Source organism: Candidatus Binatia bacterium (assembly GCA_029248525.1).
Classification (GTDB): Bacteria; Desulfobacterota; Binatia; order UBA12015; family UBA12015; genus UBA12015.
This window is the reverse complement of sequence record JAQWJE010000040.1, coordinates 1-15,002: the sequence shown is the minus strand read 5'-3', so window position 1 is coordinate 15,002 and position 15,002 is coordinate 1. Positions and strand designations below refer to the sequence as shown.

At 58.9% G+C, this 15,002-nt stretch carries 11 protein-coding genes; 2 read left to right on the top strand and 9 right to left on the bottom strand.

Features of this window, described 5'->3' with window-relative positions; all coding sequences use genetic code 11:
• From carB to pyrR, 5 genes are read right to left on the bottom strand one after another with little or no spacing between them, the layout of a single operon-like run.
• A complete protein-coding gene (carB, locus tag P8K07_09760) occupies positions 1 to 3,231 on the bottom strand; it encodes a carbamoyl-phosphate synthase large subunit (GenBank protein ID MDG1958807.1) in 3,231 nt (1,076 codons plus the stop codon).
• A 2-nt stretch (positions 3,232 to 3,233) separates the two neighbouring features.
• On the bottom strand, positions 3,234 to 4,385 hold the full coding sequence (gene carA, locus P8K07_09755) for a glutamine-hydrolyzing carbamoyl-phosphate synthase small subunit (GenBank protein MDG1958806.1): 1,152 nt from the start codon (positions 4,383 to 4,385) through the stop codon (positions 3,234 to 3,236).
• Entirely contained in the window at positions 4,382 to 5,746 is a 1,365-nt protein-coding gene (locus P8K07_09750; GenBank protein ID MDG1958805.1) for a dihydroorotase, read from the bottom strand. The genes carA and P8K07_09750 overlap by 4 nt, the downstream gene beginning before the upstream one ends.
• The gene (locus P8K07_09745) at positions 5,739 to 6,734 is read right to left on the bottom strand and encodes an aspartate carbamoyltransferase catalytic subunit (protein ID MDG1958804.1); all 996 of its coding nucleotides are present in this window, start codon (positions 6,732 to 6,734) and stop codon (positions 5,739 to 5,741) included. Before P8K07_09745 ends, P8K07_09750 begins: the two co-directional genes overlap by 8 nt.
• Before the next feature lie 4 nt (positions 6,735 to 6,738).
• Positions 6,739 to 7,326 carry a bifunctional pyr operon transcriptional regulator/uracil phosphoribosyltransferase PyrR gene (gene pyrR, locus P8K07_09740; GenBank protein MDG1958803.1) on the bottom strand — a complete coding sequence of 196 codons (588 nt, stop codon included), beginning with the start codon at positions 7,324 to 7,326 and terminating at the stop codon, positions 6,739 to 6,741.
• Between the two features lie 174 nt (positions 7,327 to 7,500).
• Between pyrR and P8K07_09735 the strand changes: the two genes are divergently transcribed.
• Positions 7,501 to 8,742 carry a TIM barrel protein gene (locus tag P8K07_09735; protein ID MDG1958802.1) on the top strand — a complete coding sequence of 414 codons (1,242 nt, stop codon included), beginning with the start codon at positions 7,501 to 7,503 and terminating at the stop codon, positions 8,740 to 8,742.
• A 4-nt stretch (positions 8,743 to 8,746) separates the two neighbouring features.
• Positions 8,747 to 9,874, top strand: a complete 1,128-nt coding sequence (locus P8K07_09730; GenBank protein MDG1958801.1) for a Gfo/Idh/MocA family oxidoreductase — start codon at positions 8,747 to 8,749, stop codon at positions 9,872 to 9,874.
• A gap of 54 nt (positions 9,875 to 9,928) precedes the next feature.
• Here P8K07_09730 and P8K07_09725 read toward each other — a convergent pair whose 3' ends face one another.
• The 4 genes from P8K07_09725 to P8K07_09710 all read right to left on the bottom strand — a co-directional run bounded on the left by P8K07_09725 (position 9,929) and on the right by P8K07_09710 (position 14,864).
• The gene (locus tag P8K07_09725; protein MDG1958800.1) at positions 9,929 to 11,284 is read right to left on the bottom strand and encodes a nucleotide sugar dehydrogenase; all 1,356 of its coding nucleotides are present in this window, start codon (positions 11,282 to 11,284) and stop codon (positions 9,929 to 9,931) included.
• Between the two features lie 123 nt (positions 11,285 to 11,407).
• Positions 11,408 to 12,037, bottom strand: coding sequence for a signal peptidase I (lepB, locus tag P8K07_09720; protein ID MDG1958799.1), 630 nt, complete (start codon positions 12,035 to 12,037; stop codon positions 11,408 to 11,410).
• Positions 12,031 to 13,830, bottom strand: a complete 1,800-nt coding sequence (gene lepA / locus P8K07_09715; GenBank protein MDG1958798.1) for a translation elongation factor 4 — start codon at positions 13,828 to 13,830, stop codon at positions 12,031 to 12,033. Before lepA ends, lepB begins: the two co-directional genes overlap by 7 nt.
• A 77-nt stretch (positions 13,831 to 13,907) precedes the next feature.
• On the bottom strand, positions 13,908 to 14,864 hold the full coding sequence (locus tag P8K07_09710; protein MDG1958797.1) for an SDR family oxidoreductase: 957 nt from the start codon (positions 14,862 to 14,864) through the stop codon (positions 13,908 to 13,910).
• Positions 14,865 to 15,002 lie beyond the last annotated feature (138 nt).

Genomic DNA, 15,002 nt, shown 5'->3' with positions numbered 1-15,002 from the left:
TCAGCTCCCCCGCGCAGCCGCGTCCTCGGCGTGATACTCCTGCAACCGGCGGACTTCCGCCGGGGCCTTGGCTCGCTGCACCATCCCTTCAGCCGCCGCACCCGCTCCGGCAATTGTCGTAAAGTATGGAGTCTTGGTCTCCAAAGCCGTACGTCGAAGCGAGAAGGAATCCAGAACGGACTGCTCTGTGGAAATCGTATTCACGACAAACTGAATCTCGCCCGCTCGCAAGGCGTCCACGATATGCGGCGAGCCCTCGAAGACCTTGTTGATCGATTCAGCCTTCATCCCCAAATCGCGTAAATACTTCGCCGTACCACTGGTCCCGACGAGCTCGAACCCCGCGCCAATCAAATCGCGGGCAACCGCCTCCAGAGCACCCTTGTCCTCATCACGGACGCTCAGAAACACCCGACCACTGCGGGGCAGGAAACAACTCGCCCCATCCTCAGCTTTCCAGAAAGCGGTGGCAAAATCGCGATCGATGCCCATGACTTCTCCGGTCGACTTCATCTCGGGGCCAAGCAGAGTATCCACACCCTGGAACTTCAGGAATGGGAAAACGGATTCCTTGACGCAGAAATGTTTCGGCACGATCTCGTCGAGAATGCCCTGCTCCCGCAGGGTCTTGCCGGACATCACACGAGCGGCAATCTTCGCCAGCGGGCGACCGATCGCCTTCGAGACAAACGGAACCGTCCGGGACGCGCGAGGGTTGACCTCCAGAACAAAGACCTTCCCATTCTGGACGGCAAATTGGATATTCATCAAGCCGACGACACCCAACTCCCGCGCCAACTCGACCGTCTGTCTCCGGATCTCGGTCTGGGTGGTCGCATCCAGGGATCGCGGGGGCAGCGAGCATGCCGAATCACCGGAATGAACGCCCGCAGGCTCGATATGTTCCATCAAGCCACCCACAACAACGTCGGTTCCATCGCCGATACAATCGACATCGATCTCGATGGCATTGTCGAGGAACTGATCGACAAGAACCGGATGGTCTGGCGAGGCCTTCACCGCACGCTTCATATAGGAGCGAAGACCGTCCTCATCGCGAACGATCTCCATGGCGCGGCCCCCGAGCACATAACTGGGCCGCAAGAGGACCGGGTAGCCGATCCTCGAGGCAATTCTTGCCGCCTCCTCGACCGAACGGGCTGTTCCATTCGCCGGTTGGCGCAAATCCAGATCCTGCAGCAGCTGCTGGAAACGCTCGCGATCTTCGGCACGATCAATGGCATCCGGCGGCGTCCCGATGATCGGGGCGCCCGCTTTCTCCAGCTCGACAGCCAATTTCAGAGGCGTCTGCCCCCCGAATTGCACAATCACACCCTCGGGCTTCTCCTTGTCGAGGATATTCATCACATCTTCGAAGGTCAGGGGCTCGAAGTAGAGCTTGTCGGAAGTATCGTAATCCGTCGAAACCGTCTCGGGATTACAATTGACCATGATCGTCTCGAAACCATCCTCGGAGAGCGCATAACAGGCGTGCACACAACAGTAGTCAAACTCGATCCCCTGTCCGATACGATTGGGACCACCCCCGAGGATCACGATCTTGCGGGCATCTGTCGGCTCGGACTCACATTCGCCATCCTCGTACGTGCCGTAGAGATAGGGAGTGTAGGCCTCGAATTCAGCCGCGCAGGTATCGACCTTCTTGTACACGGGGCGAATCCCGACAGCCTCGCGCTGCGCGCGGACCGCAGCCGCAGGCACGCCACAGAGTTCGCCAAGCCGGATATCAGAGAAACCCGACCTCTTGTGACGACGCAGGGCCTCGGCATCAAGAGCCGACAGACCGCCGCTGGCGATCTCTTCCTCATCCAGAACGATCCCCTCGATTGCACGCAGAAACCAGCGGTCAATTCTCGAGAGTTCGTGCACCGTCTCGCGAGAGAAACCGCGTCGGAAAGCTTCGCCAACGAGAAGGATTCGCTGGGCATTCGGGACCCGAAGGCCCTCACGCAACTGCTCCTCGTCCAAGTCGCGTCCCGAAACATCGAATCCCGAGATACCAATTTCCATGGAACGCAGAGCCTTCTGCATACTTTCCCGGAAGGTCCGGCCCATCGACATGGCTTCACCGACGGACTTCATTTGCGAGGTGAGCCGATCCTCTGCCTGAGGGAACTTCTCGAAAGTAAATCGAGGAACCTTGGTGACGACATAATCAATCGTAGGCTCGAAGCAGGCCGGCGTGACTCGGGTAATATCGTTTCCGATTTCGTCCAGCGTGTAGCCCACCGCCAGTTTCGCCGCGATTTTGGCTATAGGAAAACCGGTGGCCTTCGAGGCCAATGCCGAACTCCTCGATACGCGCGGGTTCATTTCGATGACGACGAGTCGTCCGGTATCCGGATCGATCGCGAACTGCACGTTCGACCCACCCGTATCCACGCCGATTTCGCGCATGATCGCAATCGCTGCATCCCGAAGGATTTGATATTCCTTGTCTGTCAGGGTCTGGGCCGGCGCGACAGTGATCGAGTCCCCTGTGTGCACGCCCATCGGATCCAGGTTCTCGATCGAACAGACGATCACGACATTATCCGCCTTGTCGCGCATCACCTCGAGTTCGAATTCCTTCCAACCCGCGATCGACTCCTCGATCAACAATTCGCTATTCGGCGAAGCGTCCAATCCCCATGCGACGAGTTCATCAAACTCTTCGTCGTTGTGAGCGAAGCCACCACCCATACCACCGAGCGTCCGCGAGGGACGAATGATGATGGGATAACCAATCTCGTCGCGAACCGTGCGGGACTCCTCGAGGCTCCGCCCGTAACCCGACCTTGGAACACTGAGACCAATATCCTCCATCGCAGTCTTGAAAAGGTCCCGGTCCTCCGCTTTTTTGATCGCCCCCACATCCGCGCCGATCAACTCGACGCCATGCTTCTCGAGAATGCCTCGCTCGGCCACTTCGAGGGCCAGGTTCAATCCCGTCTGCCCGCCAATGGTCGGCAAGAGAGCATCCGGCTTTTCTCGCTCGATGATCAGCTCCAGAATTTCCGGCGTCATCGGCTCGACGTAGGTCGCGTCGGCAAACTCCGGATCAGTCATGATCGTCGCCGGGTTCGAGTTCACCAGAATGACTCGGTACCCCTCCTCCCGCAGAGCCTTGCAGGCTTGAGTTCCTGAGTAATCAAACTCACAGGCCTGCCCGATTACAATCGGGCCGGAACCAATGAGCAATACGGATTCGATGTCATTACGGCGCGGCATGATTAACGCGGATTCGCCTCCATCATCTCAACAAATCTTTGAAAAAGGTAATTCGAGTCGCGAGGACCCGGGGATGCTTCGGGGTGATACTGAACCGAAAAGAGCGGCAGCGTCTCGTGCCGCAATCCGGCGACCGTATTGTCGTTCAGATTGACATGCGACAGGACGGCTGTCCCTTGCAGAGAGTCGGTATCGACCGCAAACCCATGATTCTGGGATGTGATCTCGACTTTACCCGTAGCCAGATCCTTCACGGGATGATTGGCGCCGTGATGACCGAACTTCAGCTTGTAGGTCTTGCCACCCAGCGCGAGACCAAGAATCTGATGCCCCAGGCAAATGCCGAAGATCGGACGCTCTCCGATCAACTGCGCGACATTTTCTCGGGCACCGGCGACCGCATCCGGATCGCCCGGGCCATTCGAGAGGAAAATCCCGTCGGGCTTCATCGCAAGCACTTCGGCCGCCGGGGTATGCGCGGGAACCACGCGCACGCGACATCCCGCCTCGACGAGCCCGCGCAGAATATTACGCTTCAGGCCAAAATCGAAAGCCACGACGAAATACTGGCCGGGCTCCCGAACTTCATAGCCGCTGCCGAGCGTCCACCCCCCCTCGGACCAATCGTAAGCCGAATCGCAGGTTACGCGACTGGCCAGGTCCTGTCCCTCGAGAGAAGGCAATGCGGCGGCTCGCGCGATCAGCGGCGCAATATCCTCGACCGCAGGGCTGAGAATGGCCTGCTGCGCTCCGGTGTCGCGCACGTGGCGCACCAGAGAGCGGGTATCAATATCCTCGATGCCCACAATGCCATGTTCTCTCATATAGTCGCCGAGACTCAGCTTGGCGCGCCAACTCGAGGGCTCGGGCCAATACTCCCGAACGATAAATCCGCCGACATGGGGCCGGCCCGATTCCACATCTTCCGGGTTCACGCCGACGTTTCCGATTTCCGGATACGTCATCGCGACCATCTGCCCTTCGTAGGAGGGGTCCGTCAGAATCTCCTGATACCCCGACATCGAGGTATTGAAGACCACTTCACCCGACGCCTCACCCGCGGCACCGAAGGCCCGCCCACGGAACGAGGTCCCGTCCGCCAGGACGAGCACAGCCTCCTCACGGGTTTCGGCTTTGGATACGACAGGACTCATTGACCACCTCCAGAGTTCGCGGCGGAGCCCATCTTCGCCTCGATTTGCTCATGAACCAAAGCGCCGGCCACGAGCGTCTGCGTCGCGCGCCCCCGCATCTTCCACCCCTTGAAGGGCGTATTCTTACCCTTCGATTTGAGCTCGGTCCGCGTCACGGTCCATTCGTGCTCGGCATCGACGACGGCGATATCCGCCGGCGCACCAACCGCCATTCGTCCGTAGGCTGTCTTGAGGATCTTGGCAGGCTCGCTGGTCACGCGCGCGATCGCGGTCGGCAGGTCCAGCACGCCCTCTTCAACGAGACGCAGGGTCAGAGGCAGCAGCGTTTCGAGTCCGACAACACCGTTTTGGGCAATCGAGAACTCGACATCCTTCTCATCTCGATGGTGCGGTGCATGGTCAGTAGCAATCGCATCCATCGTCCCGTCGACCAGGCCTTCCCGCAGAGCGTTCCGGTCCTCTTCGCTGCGCAGAGGAGGCGCCATCTTGGCATCGGTGCGGTAAGGGACCACCGCCTCATCGGTCAGTTCAAGATGGTGGGGGCAAACTTCGGCTGTGACGTTGATCCCGGAGGCCTTGGCCGCCCGCACGATCTCGACAGCACGCCCTGAACTCATATGGCAGATGTGCAGGTGCCCGCCCGTGAGTTCCGCCAGCGCAATATCGCGCGCCACCATCACGTCTTCTGCAGCCGCCGGAATCCCCTGCAAACCGAGCCGCAGGGACACCGCACCTTCGTGCATGCATCCGCCCGCGACCAGGGTCGGGTCCTCTGCGTGGTCGAGGACCGGGATATCAAAGAGCCGCGCACACTCCAGTGCGCGTCGCATCAATTCGGCATCCCGCACAGGCAGGCCGTCGTCGGATACCGCGACGATCCCCTCCTCCACCATGCCCGCGAATTCAGCGAGATGCTCGCCGCCGAGGCCAACGCTGACCGCACCAACTGGCAGCACCCGGGCAAGCCCCGCCTGCTCGGCTCGGTCCAGAATAAATCTTGTCACCGAGGGGCAATCATTCACGGGGCGAGTATTCGCCATACAGGCAACGCTGGTCACCCCGCCCGCAACAGCCGCCAAAGCGCCAGTTTCGATCGTTTCCCGGTATTCATAGCCCGGTTCCCGCAAATGAACGTGCATATCGACCAAGCCGGGCATCACGAATCGACCGGCTGCCTCGATAATCAGAGCATCTTCGCCGCCGGCCCGGGAAGCGTGCAGCCCGGGCTCGATCGCGCGAATCACGCCATCCTCGAGAAGGACGTCTGCCTTCATTATGCGTCGACCTTCAGGGTCGATCACTTCCCCACCAACAATCAGTACGGGTCTGTCGGCCGCTCGCCGAATTCTTGGTTCACTCACTATGTGCCGCCTTTTTCAAAAATTCCTCTGTTTCCGTGAACGACGAATCATCCTCATTGGCCTCGGGACGCCGTCTTCCTACCAGAACGTAAAGCGCTGCCATCCGGACCGCGACGCCGTTCGTCACTTGGTCCATGATCACCGAATATGGGCCATCCGCGACGGTACTGGAAATTTCGACCCCGCGGTTCATTGGCCCCGGATGGAGAATGATCACCTCGGGATCTGCACGCTGGAGCGCCTCGACCGACAGGCAGTAGAGTCGCGAATACTCGTAGAGCGACGAGAAATACTTGCCGTTCATCCGCTCCCGCTGGATGCGGAGCATCATCACGACGTCCGCATCGCGAACGCCCTCTTCCAGATTGTAAAAAAGCTCGGCCCCCATGGCCGCGAACTCTCTGGGCACCAATGTCGGCGGGCCGACAAAGCGCACCTTGGCCCCCAACGTCAGCAGTGCGTGGAGATTCGAGCGCGCAACCCGGCTATGCAGAACATCACCGACAATCGCTACCGTCAGACCAGCAATCGAGCCCTTGCGCTCCCGGATCGTCAGCAGATCCAGCAGGGCCTGCGTGGGGTGCTCGTGGGAACCATCGCCGGCGTTGATAATCGGACAGTCCACATGGCGCGCCAGCAGGTCCGGCGCACCGGAGGCTGGATGGCGCACCACGATCGCATCCGGACGCATCGCGGCTATATTTCGTGCGGTATCGCTCAGCGTCTCGCCCTTGGTCGCCGACGAGGCTTTCTCGTTCAGGTTCACCGTGTCTGCGGACAACCGCTTCGCCGCCAGTTCAAACGATGTCCTTGTGCGCGTGCTCGGCTCGAAGAACAGGTTGATGACCGTCCGCCCCCGGAGTGCGGGTACTTTTTTGATCTCCCGTTCGGAAACTTCCTTGAAGGACTCCGCGGTGTCGAGCAGGAAGGTCAGTTCCTCTGCAGTCAGTCCTTCCAGGCCCAGTAAATGCGGACGTTCAAAAAGCATATGCCTACCGTCCTTCCGTCTTCAGATCGGCAAGCGCGCCCCGATCCCAAATGCGCACCTGATCCTCTGCGCCCGTCTCGGCGAGATGAACCTCTACTTCTTCGGTACGCTGCGTCGGCAAATTCTTGCCGACAAAGTCCGCCCGGATCGGTAATTCCCGGTGGCCTCGATCAATCAGAACGGCCAACTGGATTGCTTGCGGTCGTCCGAAATCCATTACGGCGTCCAGAGCCGCGCGAACGGTCCGACCCGTAAAGAGAACGTCGTCCACCAGCAGCACGGTCCGCCCGGCCACTTCCCAGGGAATCTCGGTCAACTGGACCAGAGCATGGTCGGCGCCGCGGCTGAGGTCGTCCCGGTATAGCGTGATGTCCATCGCTCCGAAGGGAACCTCGACGCCTTCGAGGCGTTCAACTTCACGCTGGAGGCGCTTGGCGAGAAAATCGCCGCGGGAACGAATACCAACAATACCAAGACCGTCGACGCCTTTATTCCGCTCGACAATCTCGTGTGCGATTCTGGTGATCGCTCTCTGTATGGCTGGAGCATCCAGGACCAGTCGGCCCCGCACTCCTTCGTCGTTTATCGTCATCCTCCGACCCTTCCGAACCTCTCCGGATTCACTTAAAAGGCCTCTGCGAGGAATACATCCGGCAATTCCGGATGTAAAGGCCGAGATCTGAAAGCGGGCATTTTTTGCGAGAAATTGTAGCGTCGCTCGATTCGTTGTAGCTACAGACCCCGTCCGGCGAGAAAGGAAAATCATATGGCCATCAAGGAATTCCACCCCCGCTTCATGCCCCTCGGGGTGCTGACCGCGGCACTTCAGGAACTGACCCCCCGAGAAAGACGGGACCCCGACCCGGATCTGGCAATCGAGGAGTGGCTGGAATTCGCAGGTCGCCTCTCGGCAGACTGCATCCAACTGGCGGCAGCCCTGCACCCGTCCGAGGCCGATGTCCCGCCCGAGGCAATGCTCGACCCGGTGGCCAATACCCTCGACCTCCGCGAACCCTTCACCGCCGAGCGTGCGGCCCGAGTGGACCGGGCCGTTGCCGCAACCGGAGTCACGATCGCCGATATCGGGTATTTCGATAATATGTTGCACGAATCACCCCCCGTCCGGGCAAAGAAATCGGCCTTCATGAAGCGATGCATGGATGCGGCTGCCGCCCTCGGTGCTCCGGCTGTATGCGGATTCGTGGGTCGCAATCAGGACCTGTCGATGGATCAAAACCTTCAGGACTTCGAGGAGTCCTTTATCCCCCTGTTGCAGTACGCGAAGGACCGTGAGCTGGAATACCGGGTCGAGCAATGCCCGATGCCCGGTTGGACGACGGGAGACAACTTCTACAACAATATTGCTTATGCGCCGGGGACCTGGATCGCCCTGCACAGGATCTGCGAAAAGCATGGGCTCGGAGATCAGTTCCGCGTTCATTATGATCCGTCGCACGCAGTGCTGATGGGACAGGATACCCGCAGTATTTTTCAATACCTCAAGGACGAAGGCTATGGCTTTCTGATCACGGGATTTCACGTCAAAGGTCAGGTCACCGACTCCCGAGGAATTTCGGCGTGGGGCTACGGCGGCCAGACGGTCGAGCGCGGCGACTGGATCGACGGCAAGCCATCCCCCAACCCGGCCGATCAGGGACATGCCTGGAAAAAGCAGACCAGCACTTGCGAGCACGAACTGCCCGGCACCGCTCGGCATGACCCCCTCGCCTACCTGCAGAACCGCACCGTCGATTGGCTCGACCACCAACTGGCTGCGCGGGAGCTTCTCGATCTCGACATCGAGAACACACCCTTGATCGTCGAGCATGAATACTCTCCGGCGCGCGTGCAGGAAGTCGAAGCACTCGAGCCTATCCTCGCGGGATCGGTCGCCTTCACCCGGCATATCGACGAAGCCGCGGCGTCCATGTACGCGCTGCAGGCCGAGGTGCTTCCCGCGCAAAACATTCCGGTTCAAGGCATTGGCCGAGAACCCTACCGGAGCTGATCCGATGAAGAAGACATCCGCACGAGTCGCCATGATCGGCTATCAATTCATGGGGCGGGCCCACGCCAATGCCTGGCGACAGGCCAAACATTTCGCAAAGCCGGCACTCACGCCCGAATTGAGGGTGGTCTGCGGCCGCGATGCCAAAGCCGCGGAGATCGCAGCGGAGACCCTTGGCTTCGCGGAGTCGGATACCTCATGGCAGAGAGTCATCCAACGCGACGATATCGACATCGTCGACATTTGTACGCCGGGCGATTCGCACGCGGAGATCGCGATTGCCGCGGCAGCCGCAGGCAAGGCGATTCTCTGCGAGAAGCCGCTGACCAATACGGTCACGGAGGCTCTCGCGATGGAGCAAGCCGCCGAAGCTGCCGGCATCGTCCATATGCTCTGCCATAACTACCGCCGCGTACCCGCCGTCGCTCTGGCCAAACGACTGCTCGAGGAGGGCCGCCTCGGACGCATCTTCCATTTCCGGGGAACCTACCTCCAGGACTGGATCATCGACCCCGAGTTCCCTCTGGTCTGGCGGCTCCAGAAGACCCGGGCCGGATCCGGAGCGCTCGGCGATATCGGATCACACTCGCTGGACCTCGCCCGCCACCTTGTCGGCGAGATCCTCGAAGTCAGCGGTCATTTGACGACCTTCGTCGACCAGCGCCCCCTGGAAGACGGATCAGGCACCGGAGCGGTCGATGTCGACGACGCTGCCCTGAGCCTGCTGCGCTTCGAAAATGGTGCCATCGGGACGATGGAGGCATCTCGATTTGCCGCTGGCCGGAAGAACGCCAACAGGTTTGAAATCAATGGCGAGAAGGGCAGCCTCTCGTTTGACCTCGAGCGACTCAACGAGCTGGAATTCTATGAAGAAGCTGGAAGCGAAAGTGGCTTCCGCACCATTCTGGCAACCGACGAGTCCCATCCCTTCGTCGAGGGCTGGTGGCCGCCGGGACATCTCCTGGGGTACGAACACAGCTTCACCAATACCATCCTCGACTTTCTGGCTGCCGTAGCGACAGGCTCGTCGCCATCACCGAACTTCTCCGACGGACGACAAAATCTTCAGGTCCTCGAGGCCATCGAAAGGTCCAGCAACTCGCGCCACTGGGAGCACGTCATCGCGGCATAAAAAAAGGGCGGGCCCGCCAAGGACCCGCCCTCTTTCTTCTCATGCCGATACGAATCAGGCGCTTTCGGCCAACTTGACCTGCGGCTGCGAGTACCCAGCCGGCGCACCCAATTTGATGATCCTTTCACCAAACCGATCTTCCAAGCCGCGGGTTGTGTTTCGAGTATCGACCACCAGACGGGAATTCTCGACCACCCACGAGATGTCGTACTCGGTATGATCGGTCAAGATGACCACGCAATCAGTGAGCCGCAAAGTCTCCTCCGAGAGCTCCACACTGGCCATGGCACCATCTTCGGTCACCATCTCGGCCACATAGGGATCGTGATAGCTGACGGAAGCACCGCGCTCGACGAGTTGATGGATTACCGACAAGGCCGGCGACTCACGCATATCGCTGACGTCCTTTTTATAGGCAACGCCGAGAGCCAGGACCCGAGAGCCCTTTACGGCACGGCCGTGGTGATTCAGTCCATCCGCGACTTTCTCGACGACCAGCGCCGGCATTTTCTGGTTCACTTCGGACGCTAATCCGATGAAGCGTGCGGTGAAATCGTGCGCCTTCAACTTCCACGCAAGGTAATGGGGGTCGATGGGAATACAATGCCCGCCGAGACCCGGCCCCGGGTAGAAAGGCATAAAGCCGAAGGGCTTGGTCGCTGCCGCATCGATCACTTCGTAGGCATCAACACCGAGGGTGTCACACATCGAAGCCAGCTCGTTGACCAGGCCGATATTGACGCTTCGGAAAGTATTTTCCAGCAGCTTCACCATCTCGGCAGTTCGCGCACTGGACACGGGCACCACCGTCTTGATGAACTGCGAATAGAGCAGCACCGCGAGTTCCGTGCAGCGAGGAGTGATCCCGCCAACAACCTTGGGCGTATTACGCGTCCCATGAGTTTTGTTGCCCGGATCGATTCGCTCCGGCGAGAAGGCGAGGAAGAAATCCTTGCCCGACTGGAAAGTTTCGCTTTCCAATTCCGTTCGAATCAATTCGTCTGTCGTTCCAGGATAGGTGGTACTCTCCAGAACGATTAACTGGCCTGACTTCAGATGCTTCTTGATCGAGGAGACCGCCGACAGAATGTAGCTGACGTCGGGATCCTTGGTCTTGGACAGAGGCGTGGGAACACAGATACTGACGGTATCAAGTTCGGCCAGGATGCTTGGATCCGTTGTCGCCGAGATCTTGCCCGCCTTGACCAGAGCCGCGAGTGTTTCGGTTTTGACGTCGCCAATATACGAGCGACCTTCATTAATCTCGGTCACCTTGCGTGGGTCGGAATCGATTCCAACAACCTCGAAACCAGCTTCCGCCATTTCGACAACCAAGGGCAGACCAACGTAGCCGAGGCCGATGACGCCGACACGGGCTTCGTGATTTTTGAGCTTCTCACTCAGGGACATGGGTTTCCTCCGGGAACATGGCCCCTATCAGGGCCGTTTAGATAGAACGTGGAACGAAAATGAGAACCCCCGGGAGCCGGCTGGAAACTCGAAAACAATGCTCGATCGGCTGAAGAGCCGGTTCTACTGCAGAAGGTTTCCGATACGATTGAACCGAACCCAGGTTTCTTCTCCGTCCCAGGACCAATAAATGACGACGGCCTTGCCCTTGATGTTCTCAAAGGGCACGAAGCCCCAGAACCGGGAGTCATAGCTCCGGTCACGATTGTCCCCCAATACAAAGACATTTCCTTCGGGAACCGTTTCCGGTCCCCAATTGTCTCGGGGGACTTTATTCTGTGACTGGTCGAGGTACTGGGCATAAGGCTCATCTCCGTCATCGACCATCTGGCCGTTGCGGAATAGTTTTTTTTCGCGAATCTCAAGCACATCGCCCGGGATGCCCACGACTCTCTTGATGAAGTCCTTGGCGGGGTCCTCCGGGAAGACGAAGACGATGATATCCCCTCTCTCCGGCGCGAAGAAGTCAAAATATCGCTTTCCGACAATTGGGACCCGGATGCCATAAAGCAGCTTGTTGACGAGCAAATGGTCCCCGATCTGCAGTGTCGGCAGCATCGATCCGGAAGGGATTTTGAAGGCCTGAACGAAAAAAGTCCTTATGAAAAGGGCCAAAAGCAACGCCACGATGATGGCCTCGGCCCATTCCCGGACAATGGACTTTCCGGGCGCTGCTTTCTCTCGACTCAAGATTCCACCTTCAAGGCCGCGAGGAAGGCTTCCTGAGGAATTTCGACGTTCCCGACCTGCTTCATTCGTTTTTTGCCCTCCTTCTGCGCCTCGAGCAGCTTTCGCTTGCGTGAAATGTCGCCACCGTAGCACTTCGCCGTGACATTCTTGCGCAGAGCCTTGACCGTTTCCCGTGCAATGACCTTGTTGCCCAGAGAGGCCTGAATGGCAATTTCGAACATTTGCCTCGGAATGAGTTCCTTCATTTTGGACGTCAGTTCGCGACCACGAGCATAGGCTCGGTCACGATGAACAATCAACGACAAGGCGTCCACCACATCGCCGTTGATCCGCACGTCCAGCTTGACCAGCTTGCTTTCGACGAAATCATGCATCTCGTAGTCCAGCGAAGCGTAACCGCGAGAGAGAGTTTTCAGTCGGTCGTAAAAATCAGCCACAACCTCGTTGAGGGGCATTTCGTAGACAAGCAGAGCCCGGTTTTCACCCGCATAGCGGATCTCCTTCTGGGTGCCGCGCTTGTCCTCGCATAACCGTAAAACCGAACCCAGATATTCCGTGGGCAGATGTACGGTCGCCAGAATGACCGGTTCCTCGATTTTCTCGACCTCGGTTGGCTCCGGCAGCTTGGAGGGACTGTCGACGAGAAGTACATTGCCAGCCGTATCCGTGACTCGATAGGCGACCGTAGGAGCGGTGGTGATCAACAAGAGAGAAAATTCTCTCTCGAGGCGCTCCTGGACGATTTCCATATGCAGCAGCCCGAGGAAACCGCAGCGGAAACCGAAACCCAATGCGATCGAGCTCTCGGCCTCATACGAGAACGCAGCGTCGTTCAGCTTCAGCTTTTCCAGAGCGGTGCGCAGTGCCTCGTATTGCTTTCCATCCGTCGGATAAAGGCCGCTGAAGACCATCGGCTTTACTTCCTGGAATCCAGGCAATGCCTCAGTGGAACCCTTTTTGGCCAAGGTCACCGTATCGCCGATACGAGCGTGTTCGATCTCCTTGATCGAGGCCATCAAGATGCCGACTTCGCCCGGGCCCAACTCCGGCACCTCAGTTGCCTGAGGTGCCAGCACGGCGAGTCGGGTCACATCGTATTCCTCTCCGGCCGCCATCAAGCGAATGCGGTCCCCCTTGCGAACAACGCCCTCTTTCACGCGCATCAGCACGACAGCACCGTGGTATGGATCGAACCAGGAATCGAAGATCAGAGCTTGGAGGGGATTCTCCGGGCGACCCGTCGGCGGAGGCACGTGGGCCACCACTTGTTCGAGAATCGACTTGATCCCCGTACCGAGCTTGGCCGAGACCTCGGGAGCATCACTGGCATCCAGCCCGATCATATCCTCGACTTCTGCGCGCACCCGAGGCGGGTCCGCCGATGGCAGATCAATCTTGTTCAGGACCGGAAGAATTTCGAGGTCGTTGTCGAGAGCGAGATAGACGTTCGCGAGGGTCTGGGCCTCCACGCCCTGTGCGGCATCGACGACCAAAATAGCGCCTTCGCAGGCCGACAGGCTCCGCGAAACCTCATAATGGAAGTCCACATGCCCCGGAGTGTCGATGAGGTTGAGGATATACTGCTCACCGTCATCGGCCAGATAGGTCAGACGAACGGCTCGTGCCTTGATCGTGATGCCCCGCTCCCGCTCGAGATCCATGTCATCAAGGAGCTGAGCCTGCATTTCTCTGGAGCTTACCGTACCCGTCTGCTCCAGCAGTCGATCGGCAAGCGTCGACTTGCCATGGTCAATATGAGCGATGATCGAGAAATTCCGAATGCGTTCCGTATTCATGAAGCCGTGGTCCGAGGCTCCAGCCTATCAGACAACGATGCTTCGCGCAGAACCTGCCTCAGTTGCTCGGGGACGGATCAGGGCGCGGCAAAGAGCTCCCGAAAATACTCGATCGTATGCCCAAGCCCCTCGTCCAGGCTGACCTGAGGCTCCCACCCCAATACCTTGCGGGCCTTGGTGATATCCGGTCGGCGAACTTGAGGGTCGTCCTTGGTCCTCTCGTCCGTCGGCACGACATGGTTCAGCGCCGAGACTTCACCGGTCAATCGGCGCACGACTTCCGCGAATTCCAGAATCGTCATCTCGCCGGGATTGCCCAGATTGACGGGATCGACTTCATCGGAGTCCATCAATCGAAGAATGCCCTCGACCAGATCACTCACGTAGCAAAAGCTTCGCGTCCGTGATCCGTCGTCATAGACCGTCAGGTCCTGACCATGGAGCGCCTGGTTGATGAAATTCGTCACGACTCGTCCGTCATCCGGACGCATCCGTGGGCCGTAGGTATTGAAGATACGAAAGATCCGCGTGTCCAGCCCGTGGTAGCGATGATACGCCATGGTCATCGCTTCGGCGAAGCGCTTCGACTCATCATAGACCCCGCGAGGCCCGACCGGGTTCACGTTCCCCCAGTAGTCCTCTGGCTGAGGATGCACGAGCGGGTCGCCATAAACTTCGGACGTCGAGGCCAACATGAAACGCGCGCCCTTTGCTCGCGCCAGCCCCAAGGCCTTGTGGGTTCCGTGCGCGCCGACCTTGAGTGTCGGAATCGGCAACTTCAGATAATCGACGGGACTGGGCAGCGAGGCCAGGTGCAGCACAACATCCAGATGGCCTTCGATATAAATATACTCGGTGACGTTATGGTGGATGAAGCGGAAGTTGGTATTCCCGGCCAGATGCTCGATATTTCGGGTATGCCCCGTGGCGAGGTTATCAATAGCGATCACCTCGTTTCCGTCCGCAAGAAGGCGGTCGGCCAGATGCGAGCCAATAAATCCGGCACCACCGGTAATCAGGATTCGGCGACTCATTTCAGCCCCGGCCCCACCGTCGGTCGACCCATCGAATAATACGTAAAGCCTGCTTCTTCCATACGAGCCGGGTCGTACACGTTCCGACCGTCAAAAACTACCGGATACTTCAAAAGTCCCTTCATGCGTGAAAAATCA